We start from the raw sequence: 20220 nt of genomic DNA, 5'->3' as shown, positions 1-20220 counted from the left end.
TGATGTGGTGGTGAAGGCGAAGAGGTCACACCTGTTCCCATGCCGAACACAGCAGTTAAGCTCTTCAGCGCCGATGGTAGTCGGGTTTACCCCCGTGAGAGTAGGACGCCGCCACATCAACTGTCACCCTTTCAGGATTTATCCTGAAAGGGTGTTTTTGTATTGTGGAGGATAAGTTAATCTGATAAAGTATAGAGATATTGTATAATTATCCCAATCCACTTTTCCTAAAAGGAGATAGAAACATGAAATTATTCGGAGCTCTATTCACGTTAAGTTTAATTTGGGGGTTATCTTTTGTTTTTATAGAGACGTTAATTGATACGTCTGGTGTTTGGGGAACAGTTTTTTTACGCTGCTTAGCGGGGGCCGTCATTCTTCTCCCGTTAGTTATTCAGAAATGGAAACGTGGAAACCTTCCCTCCATGATGCCGTGGAAAGTATTGATAATTGTAGGAGTATTTAATGCAGGTTTACCTTGGGGGTTAATAGCGTTGAGTCAAACGGTTGTCACAAGTAACACTGCTGCTGTTCTAAATGCTCTCACTCCTATTATGACGGGATTGATTGGTTTTGTTGCCTTCTCTGTCTTTCTGAACGTGAGGCAGTGGGGTGGTATTATGGTCGGGTTCTTTGGTATTTTAGTGCTGACCGGGTTTGAGTTTGGGGCAATTCTCTCAGATCATTTCGTAGGGGTAGGTACAATGATTTTAGCTACGTCCTGTTATGGTTTCGTATCCAATTATACGAGAAAACATTTGCGTGGGTTTGACGTAAGTTTACTTACCTCCGTAGCGTTATTAGTCGGTGCAGCAATCGGTGCTTTAGGGGTCCTTTTTACAGACCCTGGCTTTTTTAAGGAATTGCAAAACTCTGTAGATTCTTCCTTTGTATTAAGTGTGGTCGGTTTAGGATGCATGGGATCCGGGATCGCTCACTTATTATTCTATTATATGATTGATCATGGTGGAGCCGAATTTGCAAGCATGGTTACATATCTTGTTCCTGTGACGGCGCTCTTCTGGGGGCGCGTACTTTTAGGAGAACCTGTCACCAGTAACCTTATCCTCGGTCTTGCAGTTATTTTTGCTGGTGTGTTTTTATCGACATGGAAGAGAAAGCTTGGAAATCAAGTAATGGAAAGGAAAGCATGTTAAAGTTTAAATTGTTACGAGTGTGATAGAATATAGAAAAGAAACTAGGCTGTTGAGGAGACATGTATATGAACCGCTGGGATTCTACACCCGCCATCCGCTTCTTCGGAGGTCGGAAGCTCTTATATCTGCTGGGAATATTATTAATGATCGGATTGAATATTCTTGTATATTCGAGTGTCGGTTTCATTTTTGACCCACTGTGGATTTTCGTCGAAACCGTGGCTTTACCATTAATATTGTCTGTGGTGGTCTATTACTTGTTACGTCCGATTATTAATCAGCTAGAATCATGGAAAATCAAGAGAATTTGGGGGATTTTGATCACGTTGCTCGCTTTGGTCGGGATTATTACCTTATTAGTAGTGCTGATCATCCCATTCTTAGAAAAACAGTTGATCAGTCTGGCTGAAGAGTTACCGAGTTATGTTCGAGACCTCATTAATACAGCAGATGATTGGTTGAGAAATTCCATTTTTTCTGTGTACTATACGAATCTATTCCAGGATGTTGATGGCATGTTGAATCAAATTCCTGATTATATTTCTACTTACGCGTCACAGACAGTGGAAGGAATTACGAATATCATTTCCACGGTGACCAATGTAGTAGTGGCTATTGTTACGCTGCCTTTCATCTTATTCTATCTATTAAAAGATGGCCATCGTTTACCGGGTTCTATTATTCGTATCTTCCCGCCAAAGATGCGTACTGAAGTAGCGAGCGTGTTCAAGGGGATTGACCATCAACTTAGTGCATATATTCAAGGTCAGATCATCGTTAGTTTTTGTATTGGAGTAATGATGTATATTGGCTTTTTAATCATCGGATTAGAATATGCTTTGCTGCTTGCTGCTATCGCTAGTGTTACGAGTGTTGTTCCCTATTTAGGGCCAGTGATTGCAATTACACCTGCATTGATTATTTCGATTGTAACGTCTCCATTTATGGTCCTCAAGTTGGTGATTGTCTGGACGGTTGTACAATTGTTAGAAGGAAAGTTCATTTCTCCACAAATTATGGGAAAAAGTCTCCATATCCATCCAGTGACGATTATCTTTGTCTTGTTGACGGCTGGTCACTTATTTGGAGTGGTTGGCATTATTCTGGCAATCCCGGGATATGCGATTCTGAAGGTTGTCGTATCCCACATGTTTTACTGGTTTCAGAGGCGTTACAACCGTTTTGTTGAAGAAGAAGATCAATACAAAATGATAAATGAAAGATAAAAAAGGAAGTGGAATTTCTTCACTTCCTTTTTTGGCTGGCAAAATTATCAATTTGAATAATTAGGGATGCTTAACTGAAATTGCCTGTACTTTATGTGATAGACGATAATCAGCATAAGCTCGCCTGGGCGATATACACTTTTTTAGATTACTAGAATGGTAGAAATCAAACAATCCAATAGGTGAGTAAGGATAAAAAGATGGATGTAATGACTAATAAGAACATTGGCTTCAAAGCTCGTTGCTTTATATCATGCAAACTGACGCTCAACCCAAGACCAACCATCGCCATTGTCAATATAAATGAAGTGAGGAAAGAAACGCCGTTCATGAAACCATCTGGGATCGTAAAAAAAGTGCCATGCACAAAACTTCCAAAAAGACTCATGAAAACGAATCCGACTAAAAACCATGGAAATGGAATAGAGGTATCTCTTTCGTTAGATCCCTTCTTTTTCATGTACCAAATGAGAAGCAGGCTGAAAGGGACGAGTAGGAAGACACGACTCAGCTTGGCGAGGAGTGCCATGCCAAGACCGTCGTCCCCGGCCGGTTCCCCAGCCAAAGCAACATTTGCAACTTCATGTAAACTCAAACCCGCCCACAGCCCGTACGTTTCCATGTCGGCGGATAAAAATGGGCGAACAATTGTGTAGCCAATTGCGAAGAGTGTACCAACAAGAGATATGACGCCTGCACTAATGGCAGTATCCTCTTCCTTTGCTTTTAATATCGGGGTGACGGCTGCAATGGCGGACGCCCCGCAAATCCCTGTACCTATACCTAATAAAGTCATCATCGACCGATCAGCATTAAATATTTTTGCTAATAGTGCCATACAGCCGATGGCGACAAGGATTACAAGAGAGCCTTTTAATAATAATGGTAAGCCTTGATCAAAGATGACATTGATATTTAACTTCAAACCGAACAATATAATGGCAAGGCGTAACAATTTCTTTGCTGAAAAACGGATACCAGTTTTTATTTTTTCCGGATATCCGAAAAAATGCCGGTAGCATACGGCTAATAAGATGGCGACTGCCAGTGGCCCTATCTGGTCGAAGATTGGAATCATCGTAATAAGGAAACCGGCGGCAGCCATTAAAGCAGTGAATCCGATACCTGTGAGAAGAGGTTTGGAAAAAGTTAAAGTCATAGATGAACCTCCTTTTACACTCCGTTTATCATACGCCACTGCTAGTCATTAGTAAAATGAAACTTTATAATGTTAATAATAGAAAAAACTGATGATTGGAGAACACTTATGGATTTAGAAGCTTTAAAAACTTACGTTACCGCTATCGATGAAAAAAGTTTCACAAAAGCATCGGAGTTATTGAATCTATCCCAGCCAACTGTCAGTGCTCATATTAAAAACCTTGAGCGCTTTTTTCAGACGTCACTAATTGATCGATCACCGAAACGCTTCGAAGTGACGGCGACAGGTGAGCTTGTTTATAAGCGGGCGAGACAAATGCTAGGGGTATTGGAAAAGGCAAAAGCAGAAGTCCTGGAGTACCATGGACAGATTGGAGGTAATATCCATATCGGTGCCAGTTATACGGTAGGTGAATATATCATTCCGATGATCCTTAAAGCTTTTGATTATAAATATCCTACAGTTGATTTACAAGTACGGATTGCGAATTCAGAAAGGATTAATAAGGAAGTTCAGTTGCACCAGCTTGACGTAGGCCTTGTCGAAGGTAAAGTCGCGGATCAAGGTTTACGCTCGTTCCCTTTTATGGAAGATGAGATGGTTGTCATTGTTCCAAAACATCATCCATTGAACGGATGCAAGAAGATCTCTTTCGAAGATTTGCAGGACCATACCTGGATTACAAGAGAGGGAGGGTCCGGGACGAGGGCCATGTTGGATTCGATGTTAGAATCCTCCAATATCCGACCACGGAAGTTAATAACGATTGGCAGCAATCATGGGGTTGTCCAGGCGGTGAACGAGGGTATTGGTTTGTCGTTCCTCTCAAAAACGGTCGTCGAGCATACAGGTGCCGATGACTTGGTTATGAGATTGCCGTATATACAATCGACGGCCCGTTATTTTTCTATTGTTACTCCAATTAATGAGGAAGAAATTACAACACATGTAAAAGCATTTGTAGAGCAAGTATTGGAGTTGTATGACTTGTCACAAAATTATTAGACCCATAAAGGCTAGCCTCTGTTATGATGGAAAGGTGAGAGAAGCTTGGTTTGGGGTATATAACATTACCAGAAACAAAATATTATTTAGACGCTCTTAAGTTCCAACAGACGACTGGGGATTGTTGCTTAGTATTTTTGATATTAAGTGAAGCAGCAGACAAAGTGTGTTGGGAGATATCGATAAATAGTGCTAATGTTCCAAAACGTGCATAAGTAACTGTTTTTCAGGGTATTGGGCATTATAGAAAAATGAAACGTTTTCGTCATCCTGTTCGTAAAGAGGTTGGATGTGTTTCTGTGCCAAATCTTATTTCAAATACTGAGGTGAAAAAATGAAGAGACTAGACCAGATTGTCGATTATTTGAAGACGCTGGGGGTAGAGGTCGAGAAGGTTTACCGTACACCGAAGGAAGAGACAAGATAAGCAGAAAAGAGTAGAATAGACACCATTTAAGGTATGCTCCTACATATAAGAAGCATACCTTTTTGCTGCACTCTAGGAAGCGGACTTCGTGATATGCTGGAATGCTGTCTGCTTTGATTGGATGGTTGCCCAAACCAAACCGCCCAGGACAGGGATAAGCAACCATAGGAATACGGAAGCGGCTCCTTCATTTGTGGCTAACAATCCGAAAATAGGCCCTGTTACTACAACAGAGGTCTGATTACATAGCATACGTAAGCTGGACATTCGACCATGAAAATGAGGGTCTGTCGCCATTTGCTGGACCGATTGCAAAAGGGCTCTGACAAACGATGTTCCAATGCCTATTAGTAAAAAACCGAGAAATGCAAGAGGGAGTAATTTTGTGAAACCAACTATAGCGAGACCTCCTGCCATCAAGGATAGCGACCAGACGGCAATGCGATTCTGGCACTTTGCCCACCACCATGTACCAAGAAGTCCGGCAATGATCCCACCTACTGAAAATGTACTGTCAAGCAGACCGTAAACTACAGAAGATTGTTGCAAATGAGCACTTGTATACACGCTCATGAAACCCAGTGTAGTGTGGAAAGTAAGTTGCCCCAGCATCAACATGACAAACAAGCCGTAAAGCATGGAATGATGATGGATGTAAACAAATCCTTCTTTTATTTCTTTTATAAAAGAAACAGACCCCTGTCCTCCTTTTCTCGGTAGTGGCGTGTATTGGATTTTATGTACAGTAATCGCTGCACCGACATAAGAAAGAATGACAACAATTAGGGACATCTCGATTTCCACTAACCCAGCCAGCACCCCTCCCGCTGCTGCTCCGGACAAACTGCCAGCTACCGTCGACGAACCTGACCATGAAAAAATACGAGGTAAGTCCTCTTTGGGGAAAACTTCTGCTACAAGGGCTTGTAAAGATGGGCGGAACAGTGATCCCGCGGATTGTAGAATCATATGTGCCCCGATCATAACCCACGGATGTACTAATCCGATCAAGAAAGTACCTGTTAACAAAAGTAAACAGAAAATGCTTGAGACTCCAGCGATTTCCGCCAACGCTTTACGGTTACTACGGTCCACGAGTACCCCGAAAATAATGTTCAAAAAAAGCCCTGGAATAAAGCCGAAGCTAACGAAGAGACCTGTGTACAAAGCGTCTTCCGTCCATTGATATAAGAACCATGTAATCAAAACAAAGTACATAGCGCGTCCCGATTCATATAAAAAATACCCACACATCAACCGTTTAGTATTATCCCCATTCATAGGGATCCCCTCCTCTCCAGCTAATTCTATCGTACTCGCTTTCTAGATATTTGGATAATACTGTATTACAATTAAAAGTGATAAGGAAAAGTTATGGGGGAGACAAGATGAAGATAGAGGATTATGAATTGTTGTTGCAGTTGCAAGAATGTGGAACGATACGGGCGACAGCAAAAAAAGTTCTCATTTCTCAACCAGCACTCACACAACGATTAAAATATATTGAAAATTATATGGGAGGATCGATTTTTTTGCGAACCTCCAAAAAGCTCGTACCAACACCGTTTGGCGAGATTGTGCTGAATCATGCTGGAAACGTTTTGCAAACGGAAGAAGAACTCCGTCAGCGACTTGCTCAAACGGAAGGTAGGGTATCAGGAACATTATCCATCGGTGCGTCCTCCCTTTATAGTCAATATTTTTTGCCTGAATTGCTTCAGTCGTTCACGAAGGAGTATCCTAATGTAACGATCGACTTAGTAACAGGAGTAAGTGAAGAAATCCGTCAATCCGCTGATGACTATCATATCGCTATCGTTCGTGGCGAGCCGCTTAAAGACTATCAGTCTCTTCATCTTTTCAGTGATCGTCTTTATTTGTTAGACTTACTTCCATTTTCTAAGGATGTAGAACGGCCGTTCATAGAGTTCAAAAGCGATCCAGACTTCCAGAGGTTGATTGAACAGTGGATGGAGAGCCATCCTTCGCTCTTGGTCAAACGTTTGATTAAAGTGGATCATTTTGAAACGGCAAAACAAATGATGAAGCGTGGGCTAGGAATGACTGTCCTGCCTGAGAGCATTATCCAGGAAGGGAAAGACGATTATGAATATCAACTTTTACATAGGGATGGGGGGGCAATTACAAGAGAGACATGGGCTTGTATGAAATCAGGAATCAGTCACTTGCCTCAAGTGGATGCTTTTATCAAACACTTAACGGAAGAGGGGTCAAAATGAGTGAGTTAGAAAAGCAGCTACTGTCTATTTCCTTAAATTGGACACCATACATCCATCCTATTTTTGAGGCCGTCGATCCTTTTCTTGAAAATTACTATCTTGGTGCAGGAGTCATCACCCAATCTGTGTGGAACTATTTGCATGGCTATCCCCCGTCCTATGGAATCGGCGATGCAGACATCATCTATTTTGATGAAAAAGGGACACTGGATGAGGAGCAAAAGTTAGAGGAGAGGTTGAACAAAAGGTTAGGTGACTTACCTTTCTCGATAGATGTAACGAATGAAGCCCTGGTTCATTTCTGGTATGAAGAAAAGTTCGGAAAGTCAATAAGTCCGTATACTTCTGCAGAAGCAGCGATCGACACATGGCCCACAACTGCATCTGCAGTAGGAGTGAAAAGGGGGAGGGCAGGGGAATTCAGTATTTATGCACCTTTTGGTTTGGAAGATTTGTTCGCTATGGTCGTTCGGCCTAATAAACGTCTAATTACAGAGGATGTTTATAGGAAAAAGGCAGAGAAATGGAAAGCAAGGTGGCCGGACCTTACCATTACCCCCTGGTAAATAAGAGGTCTTGCATGAGGAAAGGCGTTCATTTTATTATTATAGTATTCATACCGAATTCGGAGGTGCTGGTGAACCGTGAAAGAGGAGCAAATGTTTGCTAGGTTAGAAGAAATCCAGCAAAACGAATTTATAAAAGCAGCGATCGATCGCGTGGGAACGGGCGTCGTAATTACAGACCCGGAACAAGAAGATAATCCAATGGTATATTGCAATAAAGGGTTTCAGGAAATGACGGGGTATGAAGCTGAGGAAATTTTGAGCCGGAATTGTCGCTTTCTTCAAGGAGAAGAAACAAATTCTGTTGATGTAGAGCGAATTCGCAATGGTCTTGAAAAACGGGAAACCGTCCACGTCGAATTGAAGAATTATCGCAAAGATGGGTCGATGTTTTGGAATGAGTTACATATCTTCCCTGTCCATATCGAACAGATGGATCAAGTGTATTTTGTCGGTGTCCAAAAAGATGTCACCTATCGCCGGGAGCAGGAGGAATTACTTGGCCATTATTTGTCCGAGGTGAAACGGTTATCGACTCCGATTGTGCCGATCCAAGATAGCATTTCTGTTCTTCCACTTGTTGGAACGTTTGATGATGACCGGTTACACCAGATGCTAGAAACGGTCAGTCATCATGTGAAAGAATCGAAAGAAGACTATTTAATTTTAGATATGTCTGCAGTATATTCCTATGATGAGGCCGTGCATATGGGCATTTATCAAATGAATCAGCTCCTGGATCTGATGGGGACGAAACTTGTCATTACAGGGATTAAACCTACATTTGCCATCCAGAGTGCACCTTATGCAGACTTTGGTGAATTGTCATTACAGACATATGCTACGGTGAAGCAAGCTTTAGAAACGCTAAGACACGAAATAAATAACTAAAAGAAAGAAGGTCCACTCATCGAGCGGACCTTCTTTCTTTTGTGTGAATCATAATTACCATTTTCTGTATGACCTGGTCAGTAACTATGCACTCTTTTCGTGTAATATATCAACCTTTTTATTTTGGCGGGTCGGGAGCATATGGAATACGATATTTAGAGCAATCGCTGTTACACTTCCGGCCACGATTCCGTTGCTTGTTAAAATTTGAACACTATCCGGAAGTTTGGCGAATAATTCTGGTACAACTGTTACCCCTAGGCCCATACCGACGGAACAAGCGACAATCATTGAATTCTCATGGGAATCAGCCATCACTCGACTTAACATTTTAATGCCTTGAGAGATGACCATACCGAACATTGCTACCATAGCACCTCCTAGGACGGCCGTAGGTATTATTGTTGTAAAGGCAGCTATCTTCGGAATGAATCCTAAAGCGACTAGCATGCCTCCCATGACAAAAATCACACGGCGGGATTTCACCCCAGTCATATGCATAAGACCTACGTTTTGCGAAAAGGCAGTGTATGGGAACGCGTTGAAGACCCCTCCGAAAAGTATCGCGATTCCTTCAGCTCGATAGCCATTTGCTAGATCTTTTTCATCAATCTCTTTATCAGTCATTTCACTTAGTGCAAAGTAGACACCAGTTGATTCGACGAGAGAAACCATCGCCACCAATACCATTGTAAGAATCGCAGACCAGTGAAATGTCGGGGTGCCAAAGTAGAAGGGCTCGACCATATGGAAAAACGCGGAATCACTGACAGCAGAGAAGTCGACCTTACCGAAGAATGAAGCCACAAGTGTGCCCCCGAGAATACCGATCAAAATAGAAATAGAGCGCAAAAATCCTTTTGTGAAGCGATACATTAAGACAATGAATAAAAGCGTACCGAAAGAAAGAGCGAGATTAGAGAATGACCCAAAGTCGGCGGCGTCCTGACCTCCGCCCATATTGTTGATGGCTACAGGAATGAGAGTAATTCCTATAATAGTAACAACTGTTCCAGTCACGACTGGTGGGAAAAATTTGACCAACTTCCCGAAGTAGCGACTGATGACGATAACGAACAAACCTGATACTAGGATTGCACCATAGATGGCGGAAACGCCGTACTGGCCACCGATGGCAATCATAGGTCCTACCGCTGTGAACGTACAGCCAAGTACAACAGGCAGTCCGATTCCGAAGAATTGATTGCGGACGACTTGTAAAATAGTTGCGACCCCACACATTAGAATATCGATGGCAACAAGGTAGGTGAGTTGCTCAGATGAAAGACCAAGTGCTCCTCCGACAATCAGTGGAACTAGAATTGCACCAGCATACATGGCTAACAAGTGTTGGATTGCTAAAGCTGTCGTTTTCATACAAAAGGGGCCTCCTCTTTTTTGAAAGTAATCGTATCATTTACTAAAGACGTAATCGTTGCGAGTGATTCCACCCTAATTCCTTGCCGACGTAGAAGTTGGCCGCCCTCCTGAAATCCTTTTTCAATCACTATGGCGAGGCCTGCAACTGAAGCCCCTGCTTGCTCGACAAGATCGATCAGTCCTTTTGCTGCTTGGCCATTGGCAAGGAAATCATCAAGAATCAATACACGATCTTCACTGGATAAATAGTCTTTCGATACCGATATTTCGTTTATCTCCTGTTTTGTGAAGGAGTGTACCTTAGAGGTATATAGGTGGTCCCTAAGCGTCAGTGACTTTCTTTTTCTAGCAAAAATGACTGGTACACCAAGCGAGAGAGCCGTCATCTGAGCAGGTGCTATGCCGGAAGACTCGAGCGTCAATACTTTTGTAATCCCGTCATCAGCAAATAATCTTGCAAATTCCTCTCCAATTTCTTTCATTAATATCGGATCGATCTGGTGATTCAAAAATGAATCCACTTTGATGACCGATGGAGATAACACTCTTCCCTCATTGATAATCTTCTCCTGTAACCGTTCCATTACGTTCACACCTTTCCTGGAAATAAAAAAGCACGAAAAGCTTGTTTCCACTATGGAAAGCAAGTCTTTTCGCGCTTTGGAAAATAACAAAGAGAATGATCGTAGGATTTGTAGATAAAGAAATCCCTGATCATTTACTGCTTTTCATAGTCGGTCCATTTACGGTGAACCGGTAGAAACTTGTGGGCCATATTCCCACTATTATATGAAATGAATATTCGAATGATATGAACAGTATATCACGATATTGTTCGGAATCAATGTTTTTTTGTTATACCATAAAAAATTATAAAAATTCATGAATCGGGATAATGGTGATTACAAGTGTATTAATCTTTAGAGCTCTTGAAATGGGAAGAGCAGCAATGAATGCCTCGCCTGAAGTCGTAAGCCAACCCTCTCTATCATCATAGCGTTCTTTACTGACCTGATCTTTTTAAAGGAAGGGTGCAGCACCGGAAAGAACCTCCTGATTTAATAATTTCTGAGAATTCGACACGGATTACTGTGAATCCCTTCGTTTCCATAGCCTTGTTCAATCTCTCATTCTGAGGAAGACTGATTATTTTTCCATCTCCAAGGGGAAGTACATTCGGTCCCATCTGGAATTGTTCCTTGTCATTCACCTCAATAGTGTCGTAGTGAGCGGCTATAGATTCCAGCCCTTTCGTTGTAAAAGCTGGTGGATAGAGTAGAGCTGTTTCTTCATCGATGATATTGAAAACACAATCAAGGTGGAGAATCCCTTCATCAAGGAGAAGCGACTGGACAGAATAAGACGGTAGTTTTTGTTGAATTTCTAGTATGGCCTGTTTAGAAGTTCTGTTGGTTTCTCCAATCCAAAGTTTAGATCCATCTAAAAGGACATCTCCGCCTTCTATAGAAGCGGGAAGACCATCCTGGAAAGGTACATTATTTTCCTTAATCCATTGGCGTAAGGCGGACGTTTCATCTTGTCGGACGGCTTCGCTCATGGAACTGACAAAGAGCTGGCTGCCGATCACGAAACCGATGTCCCTTGTAAAGACCTGTTCATGTAAAGAGGGGTCTGCTGGTAATTCGATGACCTCCACTTGATGGTTTTTAAGTGTTTGGACAAATGCTTTATGCTGTTGTAAAGCTAATGATATATCAATGTTCGTATTTTTGTAATGCTTTTGTGTTTCATTGATGACTTCCGTGATTTTCATATAAGAAGGTTTAACGACAATCACTTTTTCAAGGTCCGTGAATTCAGACTCACAATAAGTGCTCTGGTTGGTGGCTATTCCTTCCATAGAAATCCTCCTTTATCTAATACCTTATCTTCCCTTAAAAAGAAAGGGTGAAACGGGGAGGGAGATGGAGTGCAAGTTCTTGTATCTCCTTATGATGATTATACCGCTACGGACAGAATAAAGGGGAAGTTTTTGCGCCTCCGGGTCTTAACAAATATATGTATATTTAAGCTATGCTGCCGTTTATTTAGTCATTCGAAAAGGAGGTCGCCTTAAAAAAATACCATAACATCAACAACATTTTGTACTTTTCTAGCGGTTATTTGTAATTGACTTTCCTCGACATTTCCCGGGAAATGTCGAGGAAATATGATTCATCACCTAGGGGTCAATAAAAACTTTTAGAGTTAGTTATAGACGATAAGATTTCGTTTGATTGGTGAAGAAAAGGGATAAGCGTGGGATTGGAATCATCCCGAGTTGTTAGGTATGATTTATATATAAAGAATTGGGAGTGGTTGAAATGGCTGGTGTATGGAAATCATTGATTAAAAACGCTAGACACGAAAAGCTTTATGAAAAAGCTCTTCGTATATCAGAAGAAGCGCAAAAGCATATCGTGAAAACCGATAGAAGTGCGTCTTTCTCCTATGAGACGTTAAAGGTGATTAAAGAGGAAAAGTATCCTTCGTTTTCACTGCCTTCAGAGGAAGGTGGAGAAAATCTTTCTTTATATGAGTTTTTATTGATGCAGGAGAAGATTGCGGAAGGCGATGGTGCAGTTGCATTGTCTATTGGCTGGCATATGGGAGTCATGATGGAACTTTCTCAGGATAATCTTTGGGAGAAAGTTGCTTACGACCATTTAGTAGAAGAAGTGGTGCGAGAACAGAAAGTCGTCAACCGCGCGGCAACGGAACCAGCAACAGGCAGTCCTACACGAGGGGGAGTTCCCGAAACGAAAGCAGTAAAACGCGGGAACCGTTATATTGTAAATGGTAGAAAATCATTCACTTCAATGGCTGAACATCTTGACTATTATATCGTTTCCGCTTATGTTGAAGATAAAGATACGGTTGGCTGGTTTTTGATTGACCGCCATCAACCAGGTGTGTCAGTAGATAAAACATGGGATACTCTCGGGATGCGTGGAACTGCGAGTGATGATCTTGTTCTCAAAGATGTGGAACTGAGAGAAGAGGATCTAGTAGAAGTAAAATCAGAAGGCAAACCTTTACCGAAAGGCTGGCTGCTTCATATTCCTGCGTGCTACCTTGGTATCGCGGTTGCCGCTAGGAATGATGCCATCGCTTTTGCGAAAGACTTTCAACCTAACAGCTTAGATACGCCGATTTCTGAAGTCGCTCATATTCAGGATAAAATTGGCGAGATGGAATGGAAATTGATGCAGGCTCATGCTTTTCTTTATTCAGTAGCTGAAAAATGGGATGAAAACCCTGACCAACGTAAAGGGATGGGAGCGGATTTAGCTGCTGTGAAGCTTGCGGTGACAAATACGGCAAATGAAGTGGTCGATCTCGCGATGCGTATTGCTGGTGGTCGAGGTTTGTCGAAAAAATATCCGTTTGAAAAATATTACCGGGACGTACGTGCTGGGTTGCATAACCCACCTATGGACGATGCAGTAGTAACTATGCTTGCGAAACAAGCCATCTCTGATGATGAATGAACAAAACGCTCAAAGCTTTTATGCTTTGAGCGTTTTGTTGCGTTTATTTCTCTGCGAGTAAGTCAGCAAAGGCTTTCGCATATGGAGGTAAATCAGGTGGACGACGCGCGGAAACAATATGTTCGTCCTGAATTACCGCTTCGTCATACCATTCGGCTCCTGCATTCATCATATCATCTTTAATGCCTGGGGTGCTTGTTACTTTGCGCCCTTTCAAAATATCTGCTGAAATAAGCACCCAGCCAGCATGGCATATTTGACCAATCGGCTTGCGTTTCTCGTCCATGTGGCGAACGATTTCCATCACTTTTTCATAACGGCGTAATTTGTCCGGAGACCAACCTCCTGGGACGAGGATGCCATCATAGTCGGCAGGATCCACATCATCAAAGGCAAGGTCAGATGTTGCAGGGACACCATATTTCCCTGGGTATTCAACCCCTGCTTCTTCACCCACGAGATGGACCGTCGCTCCTTCCTCTTGAAGGCGGAGAAGCGGATACCACAGTTCGAGGTCTTCGAAATCCTTACTTACTAAGGCAATGACTTTCTTTCCTTCTAATCGCATATTCAACCTCCTTGTCTTTCCCTATTCCCATTTTATCAAACGATCACACTTGATTCGAATTTTTGGATACGACGAGAACCCACCAGATCAAAAGTGGTTGGAAAAGGATCCGGATCCAAAGTGCCGTCTGGTTTGTTTCTTCACTCCACGGGGCAGGGATAGCATAGATTGCAGCATAAAAATTTGCCGGCCACACAATCAGAAGAAAAGCCGCTGTTGCAAAGCCCGCAGCTCTTCGAGTTTGTGGGAAGATGAGCAAAAGGGCAAGAAGCCATTCTGTGATGCCTGTCACATAGACAATAATCAGTTTAAGTGGCATCCAATCCGGCAACATAGCAGCAAATCCGTGATCATACATAAAGTGAGTGACACCCGCATAGAACAAGGCAATTGCAAATACATATAGACCGATTTGGCGGAGAATACTCATAATATCTATCCTTTCTTTATATCCTACACTTCCATAAAAGCTCCCTATTTTGAAGACTCAGTTTCGCGACTTTTTATGGGTGGATAGGTGCGGCGGGGAATGACTCGTCCAGCTCCGTCGCCCAGACACTCGCGTCATAAGCAAAAGATCCATGGAATGAAAGAGCACATACCGTGAATCTTTTGCTTATGCCAATCGATTCCACATTTGAAAACTTTCCGCGGGAGTCTCGCCATTCCCCTCTGCACCTTGCCAAGATCGATTCTCAAAACCGCTTCAAGAAAAAGTGGAAATTATTAGGGGGACACGCTGATGAGCATAAGGTGCTCCCATGTTGGAAACCTTGCTATAGAGCGTTATATTCCCATAGGACAGGGATGCTGGAAGACGCTCCTTCCTGGTAAAGGGATTCGTTTCTCATTAACTTTGAATGGGGTGGTGGAGAAGCTGCGAGACTCCCGTGGGAGAAGGAGGTAGGCGAGATCCCGTAGTGCGGCAGACCGCCCGAGGAAGCTTCCTCACCACCCCTTACGCTTCATACGGCAACGGATCCCGTTTATCTCGAAACTGAGTCTTCCGGAATACTGCCAGTTTGTGTAGGAAGGATTTATAATTATTATGAAGGAAGATTTCCCTATGATAAATCTTTTTATATAGGTTGAAACTTTTATATGACTTTTTACGTCTATTAAGACAACCCGTACATTTACGATTATTTTTCTGAAAGAGCAGATTCGCAGCGGGTATAATAGATAGGAGGTTCCGCATAACGTAATGGGGAATCTACCACGTTTACAAGGGGTCGAGAAAATGAAATCACGTATCGGTTTATGGATGTTGATCGTTGTTTTATTTGCATCATTTGCACTGCCGTCAAACACCTTCGCTTCGACAGGGGATCAAGGTATTAATGAGAAGTTAGGACTGCCGATTGTTGTTTATGGTGAAGCCCTTTCTCCGTCACAAAAAGCGGAAGTGACAGATTTACTTGAAGTGAATCAACATGAACAGGTCGATGAATTCACCGTCAACGGTCAGGACCTAGCTAATTACATCGGTGGAAATCCGAATTCGAATATGTACTCTTCCGTAAAAATCATCCACCAGGATAATGGTGCCGGTTTGAATATCGATATCGTAACACCTGCTAACATAACACAGGTGACGAAAGAAATGTACACAAATGCATTGTTAACGGCGGGGGTGGAAAATGCGGATGTGCTTGTGGCCTCCTCTGTTAAAGTAAGTGGACATTCCGCACTCACGGGTATTTACAAAGCTTATGATGCAAAAGGCGTAAAACTCGATGAAGAGCGGATGAAAGTTGCAAGTGATGAGCTTGATATTGCTACTGATATCGCCGAAGAAGAAGGGATCGACCGCGACAAGATCAGTGAACTATTAACGGAAATCAAAAAGCAAATCGCGGAACAGGATCCGGCGACTAGAGAAGAAATTGAGCAAATTGTTCAGGAACAGATTCAATCGCTGAACATTGAGCTGAGCGAAGAAGAACGTCAACGACTGATCGACTTGTTCGAACAGATGCGCAATTTGAACATTGACTTCGATCAAGTACGTAATCAGCTAGACGACTTAACCGGGAATATCCAGGATTTGATTAATGATGATGGATTCTGGAATAATTTGCGAAACGCTATTCAAGACTTCTTTAAATCATTAAGTAACTTTATCAGCTCATTATTTAACTGACGAGCTTATTATACAAACTCTATCACATCAAGTTTCCTGTGGACGGGCGGCTTGGTGTGTTTTTTTATCCAGTGAAAAACTCCCACGCCTTTTAGGGAGGGGGAGTTCATCATCTAGTTTGCAAGTGTTTTTGTATCTTCAACGATCTGTTCAAACGGCACTTCCATGTTGCCCATATATTTCTTTTTCACAAGCCCATCTTTCCCGATCAAATAGAAAGATGTCCCGTGATCGACTTGATCGTTTCCTTCTGTTTTAACTGCAATCGTTTGGAAACTTTCTTGAGCGAAGTTCTTGATTTCTTCCTGGGTATATTCCGTAACGAAAGTCCAATTGCTGAAATCGGCCCCATGTTGTTTACCGAATTCTTTCAATACATCAGGGTGGTCGACTGTAGGGTCCACACTGAACGAGACGATTTGTGCATCAACCCCCTCTTCTTTCAACTGCTCTTGGACCTGAGCCATGTTGCGTGTCATAGGCGGGCAGACGGTGTTGCAGTTCGTAAAGATGAAGTTTGCGAGCCATACTTCTCCTTCCATATCATCGGTGGAAAAATGTTCCCCTTCTTGTGTCGTACCTTCAAAGGATTGGACTTCCCAATCTAATGTATCTTCAAGTTCATTCGAGCCGCATGCAGCAATCAATATCGCCAGGCATGCAAACGCGATAAGTAAAAGGAAACGCTTCATAATGTTTCTCCTTCCCTGATTTCAATTTACAAGTCTAGTTTACGCTTGCATTAAGTGGAGGTCAATTGGCCAGGGACTTAATAATTTTGTCCATAATAAAAGTTTGGGAAGATAGAGAGTTAAGCACAGAGACTGTTTGTGATTTCCTATAATTATTCCGAGAAAAATCCGGTTTTATGGAATGGTTCTTCCTTTTTAGGACCCTGACTACCTTGCCTGGTTTTTATGAAGGGTGAAGTGGGTAAATTGTACTGTGTATGGAAAGTTAAAGGAGGAGGTAGATGATGGCTGATCAAAAAGTTGCAGTTATTACGGGATCAGGTCAAGGAATTGGAAAAGGAATTGCAGAACGATTGGCAAATGACGGATTTAAAGTTGTGATCAATGATGTCAATAAAGAAACCGCTGAAGCAACTGCAAAGGAACTTCAAGACCAGGGCAAAGAAGCTTTTGCAGTCGAGGGGGATGTCAGCAAAAGAGACGATCAATTCTCCTTAGTCAAGCAAACAGTAGAGAAATACGGTTCCGTGGATGTATTTGTCAATAATGCTGGTATCGATCAGGTTGCCCCTTTACTAGAAGTAACAGAAGAGGACTTGAAGAAAATCTACGATATTAATGTGTTCGGTACACTTTACGGTATTCAAGCAGCTGCAGAGCAAATGAAAGAACAGGATGGACGTGGGAAAATCATTAACGCTTGCAGTATCGCAGGCCATAAAGGCTATAGCTTCCTCGGAGTATATTCTTCAACGAAATTCGCTGTCCGTGGTCTAACTCAAACAGCAGCTCAGGAGCTAGCGCAATTTGATATTAATGTAAATGCCTACTGCCCTGGTATTGTTGGTACATCCATGTGGGACCGTATTGATGCCAGAATGGTTGAATATATGGGACTTGAACCTGGAGAAGCGTTTGAGAAGTTCGCCGAAGGGATTACCCTTGGAAGGACGCAAGAACCAGTGGATGTTGCTAATTTTGTATCCTATCTTGCTTCTTCCGATTCTGATTATATGACAGGTCAGGCGGTTATGATTGATGGTGGCATTGAGTTCAGTTAAGGTTTCATGCTTAACGAGCTATCCTTTGAACTAGTTTTTTTACAGAGATGGATAGTGAGATTCCCTCAATTTTTATTAAATAGAGGACGGTGCTTATGTATGCACAGTCCCAATTGTTAAGGCGAAAAAACTACAAAATCCCCTTTCCGTGTTCATCTGAGAAGGCGAAAGGGGATTTTGTACATTCAGGGGAAGCTCATTTGGGTTTCTTTTGTAATTTCTTTCTGTCAATAGTAGAAGGTGGTTTTTCCATCCAGCCATTGTTAATTAATAACTTTGCTCCTTCATTTCCATATTGGGCATTTTCTGCTATCAGTCTGGAATAGCTCAGTCCTAAGTCTTTTCTCAAACTTGCACTCAAAGCTGTTCCATAATCCGCTAGCCCGACAGCTCCTATCATATTAGTATGAAAAAGTAATAATTTATCAGAGAATGGAGAATTCGTTGATGCAGTAACTTCACCATCCCATGATGATGGATGTGATGTATTATTTTTCTTTAAGAGGTCCAGAAATACAGATACATGTTTGCCTGCTATATCATAGCCTTTTTTGAAATATTCCCGCAGTTTCTTTGACTGGGCCACTTGACTAAAGCCTAGTAGTAACGTTTTTCCTACATTGTTCACTTCGATATTAGTCCCCAAATGGGCGATTTCCACATTGAGCAAAGGTCTTTTCTCCCCTACGATTCCACCAAGGAACCGCTCATCGTCCACATAAGAGACCTCTGTCGGGTAGGCTGTATAAGGGGGTCTGACGTAAACTCCTTTTTCTAAAGATAAATCAGTGACCATATCAAATAATCGATCGGTTTGATCAATCCATTTTTTAAATAGAACCCTTATATCCTTTCTTGTAGCTATAGACTTAGCTAATGAGTATGTGGACAGTCCGGTTCTTCCCATATATTCAAGGTACCTGAGGTAATAGGTGTCCGACCATAGTTTGGGGGCATTTAGATCAACATCTTTTTCATTGAAACCATGCGGAACAGGGATATTTTCGCTAGTAAAGATGGTGGTGATTTCTTGGAGGTGATTCTCTGAAATGGATATTCCATATTTTAGGATAGTATCAATTTCAGGTGTGTGATTCGTTGCCAAGAAATGTTTTAGTACACATAAAGATAGTGTGTCAGCTATGTAGGTGTTCCATAGATTCGCTTGTTCTGAAGAGGTCAAATTCGCATTATGGGAAATTTTCATATATTCGTTCCTTCCTGAAAGCACTCCTATTTACATATTATTCCATAAATTGAAATGGTTATTCACAAGCAAGAGAATATTTTGATGTAGAAATAGGCATACCATCATTCCCTTGCTTTTTTTTACGGCATAAATTCTTATAATAAGGGAAATCTAAGAGTCCATGACTATCGATTAGGGGATGACATCATGCCTTTTTATACAGAAAAATCAGGGAAAAAATTATATTATGATGATCGCGGGAACGGGGAAGTGATGATCTTTATCCATCCCCCTGGAATGGGGAGAAAAGTGTTCATAATGCAACATTCATTAGCGCGGGAGTTCCGGGTTATCTTTCCGGATTTGAGTGGGAATGGGGATTCGGAAGTGATTTCTCACGCCCCTGACGTGTCGATGTATGCTCGTGAAATTGTACAACTACTCGATCACCTGAGACTGGAAAAAGCCATCATTGTCGGCTATTCATGCGGGGGAATGGTTGCCCAGGAATTCGCCCTTACTTTTCCAGGACGGACGAAGGCGGTCATACTTGCTGGTGGATTCCCGAAAGTGGCGACAGGAGGCTTACGCTTTGAATTTTTAGGGGGGATGTACTGGGTGGAAAAAAGTCCAGAAACATTGGCGAAATTACTTAGCCACTCCCATTTTAAAAATATGGAAATTAAACGTGAGTTGAATGAACACATGGCAAAATCCGACCCTGAAGCGTGGTATACCTATTACAAGCATGCCCTTTCGTTTGATTGCAGCCGACGTTTAGGTGAGTTGTCCATGCCATTGTTGCTTGTGTATGGGAATAAAGAATTTTGGATCAATGAACACGCGAAATATTACCGAAAGTGTCCGGACGTGAAGTTGGAAGTCATCGAGCATGCGTACCATCAATCACCGGCCACCCACTTTGATCGATTCAATGCTGCATTAGTACGTTTTGTACATGAGAAAGCATAGAAAAAGCAGAGGAGCCTCTGCTTTTTCGTATCCATTCAAGGTTTGTGGAT

19 protein-coding genes, 1 rRNA gene and 1 riboswitch are annotated in these 20220 nt (G+C 42.2%); of the genes, 11 read left to right on the top strand and 9 right to left on the bottom strand.

Features of this window, described 5'->3' with window-relative positions; genetic code table 11:
• Positions 1-3 precede the first annotated feature (3 nt).
• From rrf to BMZ58_RS17725, 3 genes are all read left to right on the top strand, one after another.
• Positions 4-117 (top strand): 5S ribosomal RNA (gene rrf, locus BMZ58_RS17735).
• 128 nt (positions 118-245) lie between these two features.
• A complete protein-coding gene (locus tag BMZ58_RS17730) occupies positions 246-1157 on the top strand; it encodes a DMT family transporter (protein ID WP_075037879.1) in 912 nt (303 codons plus the stop codon).
• Positions 1158-1222: 65 nt separating this feature from the next.
• Entirely contained in the window at positions 1223-2383 is a 1161-nt protein-coding gene (locus tag BMZ58_RS17725) for an AI-2E family transporter (RefSeq protein ID WP_083412876.1), read from the top strand.
• A gap of 166 nt (positions 2384-2549) precedes the next feature.
• On the opposite strand, the gene BMZ58_RS17720 is transcribed toward BMZ58_RS17725, so the two are convergent.
• Complete coding sequence (locus tag BMZ58_RS17720; protein WP_075037877.1) at positions 2550-3542, bottom strand: YeiH family protein; 993 nt, start codon at positions 3540-3542, stop codon at positions 2550-2552.
• Positions 3543-3650: 108 nt separating this feature from the next.
• Here BMZ58_RS17720 and BMZ58_RS17715 point away from each other — a divergent pair, with 108 nt between their 5' ends.
• Positions 3651-4550 (top strand): LysR family transcriptional regulator, encoded by a 900-nt coding sequence (locus BMZ58_RS17715; RefSeq protein ID WP_075037876.1) that lies wholly within the window; start codon positions 3651-3653, stop codon positions 4548-4550.
• A 499-nt stretch (positions 4551-5049) separates the two neighbouring features.
• Here the strand turns inward: BMZ58_RS17715 and BMZ58_RS17710 are convergent, their stop codons facing one another.
• Positions 5050-6258: an MFS transporter gene (locus BMZ58_RS17710; protein ID WP_075037875.1), complete on the bottom strand. Its 1209-nt coding sequence runs from the start codon at positions 6256-6258 to the stop codon at positions 5050-5052.
• Between the two features lie 107 nt (positions 6259-6365).
• Between BMZ58_RS17710 and BMZ58_RS17705 the strand changes: the two genes are divergently transcribed.
• The 3 genes from BMZ58_RS17705 (at position 6366) to ytvA (ending at position 8674) form a co-directional block, all read left to right on the top strand.
• Positions 6366-7217, top strand: a complete 852-nt coding sequence (locus BMZ58_RS17705; protein WP_075037874.1) for a LysR family transcriptional regulator — start codon at positions 6366-6368, stop codon at positions 7215-7217.
• The gene (locus BMZ58_RS17700; RefSeq protein ID WP_075037873.1) at positions 7214-7783 is read left to right on the top strand and encodes a nucleotidyltransferase family protein; all 570 of its coding nucleotides are present in this window, start codon (positions 7214-7216) and stop codon (positions 7781-7783) included. Before BMZ58_RS17705 ends, BMZ58_RS17700 begins: the two co-directional genes overlap by 4 nt.
• A gap of 93 nt (positions 7784-7876) precedes the next feature.
• Positions 7877-8674 (top strand): YtvA family blue-light photoreceptor, encoded by a 798-nt coding sequence (ytvA, locus tag BMZ58_RS17695; protein ID WP_075037872.1) that lies wholly within the window; start codon positions 7877-7879, stop codon positions 8672-8674.
• An 84-nt stretch (positions 8675-8758) separates the two neighbouring features.
• Here the strand turns inward: ytvA and BMZ58_RS17690 are convergent, their stop codons facing one another.
• The 3 genes from BMZ58_RS17690 to BMZ58_RS17680 form a co-directional block, all read right to left on the bottom strand.
• Positions 8759-10051 (bottom strand): nucleobase:cation symporter-2 family protein, encoded by a 1293-nt coding sequence (locus BMZ58_RS17690; RefSeq protein WP_075037871.1) that lies wholly within the window; start codon positions 10049-10051, stop codon positions 8759-8761.
• Positions 10048-10638, bottom strand: a complete 591-nt coding sequence (locus BMZ58_RS17685) for a xanthine phosphoribosyltransferase (RefSeq protein WP_075037870.1) — start codon at positions 10636-10638, stop codon at positions 10048-10050. The genes BMZ58_RS17690 and BMZ58_RS17685 overlap by 4 nt, the downstream gene beginning before the upstream one ends.
• A 127-nt stretch (positions 10639-10765) precedes the next feature.
• A riboswitch (purine riboswitch) is annotated at positions 10766-10867 on the bottom strand.
• Between the two features lie 190 nt (positions 10868-11057).
• Positions 11058-11915: a dimethylarginine dimethylaminohydrolase family protein gene (locus BMZ58_RS17680; protein ID WP_075037869.1), complete on the bottom strand. Its 858-nt coding sequence runs from the start codon at positions 11913-11915 to the stop codon at positions 11058-11060.
• Positions 11916-12378: 463 nt separating this feature from the next.
• Between BMZ58_RS17680 and BMZ58_RS17675 the strand changes: the two genes are divergently transcribed.
• Entirely contained in the window at positions 12379-13545 is a 1167-nt protein-coding gene (locus BMZ58_RS17675) for an acyl-CoA dehydrogenase family protein (RefSeq protein ID WP_075037868.1), read from the top strand.
• Between the two features lie 43 nt (positions 13546-13588).
• On the opposite strand, the gene BMZ58_RS17670 is transcribed toward BMZ58_RS17675, so the two are convergent.
• Both BMZ58_RS17670 and BMZ58_RS17665 read right to left on the bottom strand, forming a co-directional pair.
• On the bottom strand, positions 13589-14113 hold the full coding sequence (locus tag BMZ58_RS17670; RefSeq protein WP_075037867.1) for a type 1 glutamine amidotransferase domain-containing protein: 525 nt from the start codon (positions 14111-14113) through the stop codon (positions 13589-13591).
• Positions 14114-14156: 43 nt separating this feature from the next.
• Positions 14157-14543, bottom strand: coding sequence for a DoxX family protein (locus BMZ58_RS17665; RefSeq protein ID WP_075037866.1), 387 nt, complete (start codon positions 14541-14543; stop codon positions 14157-14159).
• 810 nt (positions 14544-15353) lie between these two features.
• On the opposite strand from BMZ58_RS17665, the gene BMZ58_RS17660 reads away from it, so the two are divergent.
• Complete coding sequence (locus tag BMZ58_RS17660) at positions 15354-16256, top strand: DUF1002 domain-containing protein (RefSeq protein WP_075037888.1); 903 nt, start codon at positions 15354-15356, stop codon at positions 16254-16256.
• A gap of 113 nt (positions 16257-16369) precedes the next feature.
• On the opposite strand, the gene BMZ58_RS17655 is transcribed toward BMZ58_RS17660, so the two are convergent.
• A complete protein-coding gene (locus tag BMZ58_RS17655) occupies positions 16370-16948 on the bottom strand; it encodes an SCO family protein (protein ID WP_075037865.1) in 579 nt (192 codons plus the stop codon).
• A 284-nt stretch (positions 16949-17232) separates the two neighbouring features.
• On the opposite strand from BMZ58_RS17655, the gene BMZ58_RS17650 reads away from it, so the two are divergent.
• Positions 17233-18009, top strand: a complete 777-nt coding sequence (locus BMZ58_RS17650) for an acetoin reductase (protein ID WP_075037887.1) — start codon at positions 17233-17235, stop codon at positions 18007-18009.
• Between the two features lie 196 nt (positions 18010-18205).
• On the opposite strand, the gene BMZ58_RS17645 is transcribed toward BMZ58_RS17650, so the two are convergent.
• Positions 18206-19216: a DUF3231 family protein gene (locus BMZ58_RS17645; RefSeq protein WP_075037864.1), complete on the bottom strand. Its 1011-nt coding sequence runs from the start codon at positions 19214-19216 to the stop codon at positions 18206-18208.
• Between the two features lie 189 nt (positions 19217-19405).
• On the opposite strand from BMZ58_RS17645, the gene BMZ58_RS17640 reads away from it, so the two are divergent.
• Positions 19406-20170 carry an alpha/beta fold hydrolase gene (locus BMZ58_RS17640; RefSeq protein ID WP_075037863.1) on the top strand — a complete coding sequence of 255 codons (765 nt, stop codon included), beginning with the start codon at positions 19406-19408 and terminating at the stop codon, positions 20168-20170.
• Positions 20171-20220 lie beyond the last annotated feature (50 nt).

It is taken from the genome of Halobacillus dabanensis (genome assembly GCF_900114165.1).
GTDB classification, from domain to species: Bacteria; Bacillota; Bacilli; order Bacillales; family Halobacillaceae; genus Halobacillus; species Halobacillus dabanensis.
This window is presented reverse-complemented; position numbering and strand designations above follow the sequence as displayed.

Excerpts from the sequence above, each read along its gene's own strand:
- BMZ58_RS17730 (WP_075037879.1), top strand. The coding sequence starts at position 246 with ATGAAATTATTCGGAGCTCTATTCACGTTAAGTTTAATTTGGGGGTTA.
- BMZ58_RS17725 (WP_083412876.1), top strand. The coding sequence starts at position 1,223 with ATGAACCGCTGGGATTCTACACCCGCCATCCGCTTCTTCGGAGGTCGG.
- BMZ58_RS17720 (WP_075037877.1), bottom strand. The coding sequence starts at position 3,542 with ATGACTTTAACTTTTTCCAAACCTCTTCTCACAGGTATCGGATTCACT.
- BMZ58_RS17715 (WP_075037876.1), top strand. The coding sequence starts at position 3,651 with ATGGATTTAGAAGCTTTAAAAACTTACGTTACCGCTATCGATGAAAAA.
- BMZ58_RS17710 (WP_075037875.1), bottom strand. The coding sequence starts at position 6,258 with ATGAATGGGGATAATACTAAACGGTTGATGTGTGGGTATTTTTTATAT.
- BMZ58_RS17705 (WP_075037874.1), top strand. The coding sequence starts at position 6,366 with ATGAAGATAGAGGATTATGAATTGTTGTTGCAGTTGCAAGAATGTGGA.
- BMZ58_RS17700 (WP_075037873.1), top strand. The coding sequence starts at position 7,214 with ATGAGTGAGTTAGAAAAGCAGCTACTGTCTATTTCCTTAAATTGGACA.
- ytvA (WP_075037872.1), top strand. The coding sequence starts at position 7,877 with ATGTTTGCTAGGTTAGAAGAAATCCAGCAAAACGAATTTATAAAAGCA.
- BMZ58_RS17690 (WP_075037871.1), bottom strand. The coding sequence starts at position 10,051 with ATGAAAACGACAGCTTTAGCAATCCAACACTTGTTAGCCATGTATGCT.
- BMZ58_RS17685 (WP_075037870.1), bottom strand. The coding sequence starts at position 10,638 with ATGGAACGGTTACAGGAGAAGATTATCAATGAGGGAAGAGTGTTATCT.
- BMZ58_RS17680 (WP_075037869.1), bottom strand. The coding sequence starts at position 11,915 with ATGGAAGGAATAGCCACCAACCAGAGCACTTATTGTGAGTCTGAATTC.
- BMZ58_RS17675 (WP_075037868.1), top strand. The coding sequence starts at position 12,379 with ATGGCTGGTGTATGGAAATCATTGATTAAAAACGCTAGACACGAAAAG.
- BMZ58_RS17670 (WP_075037867.1), bottom strand. The coding sequence starts at position 14,113 with ATGCGATTAGAAGGAAAGAAAGTCATTGCCTTAGTAAGTAAGGATTTC.
- BMZ58_RS17665 (WP_075037866.1), bottom strand. The coding sequence starts at position 14,543 with ATGAGTATTCTCCGCCAAATCGGTCTATATGTATTTGCAATTGCCTTG.
- BMZ58_RS17660 (WP_075037888.1), top strand. The coding sequence starts at position 15,354 with ATGAAATCACGTATCGGTTTATGGATGTTGATCGTTGTTTTATTTGCA.
- BMZ58_RS17655 (WP_075037865.1), bottom strand. The coding sequence starts at position 16,948 with ATGAAGCGTTTCCTTTTACTTATCGCGTTTGCATGCCTGGCGATATTG.
- BMZ58_RS17650 (WP_075037887.1), top strand. The coding sequence starts at position 17,233 with ATGGCTGATCAAAAAGTTGCAGTTATTACGGGATCAGGTCAAGGAATT.
- BMZ58_RS17645 (WP_075037864.1), bottom strand. The coding sequence starts at position 19,216 with ATGAAAATTTCCCATAATGCGAATTTGACCTCTTCAGAACAAGCGAAT.
- BMZ58_RS17640 (WP_075037863.1), top strand. The coding sequence starts at position 19,406 with ATGCCTTTTTATACAGAAAAATCAGGGAAAAAATTATATTATGATGAT.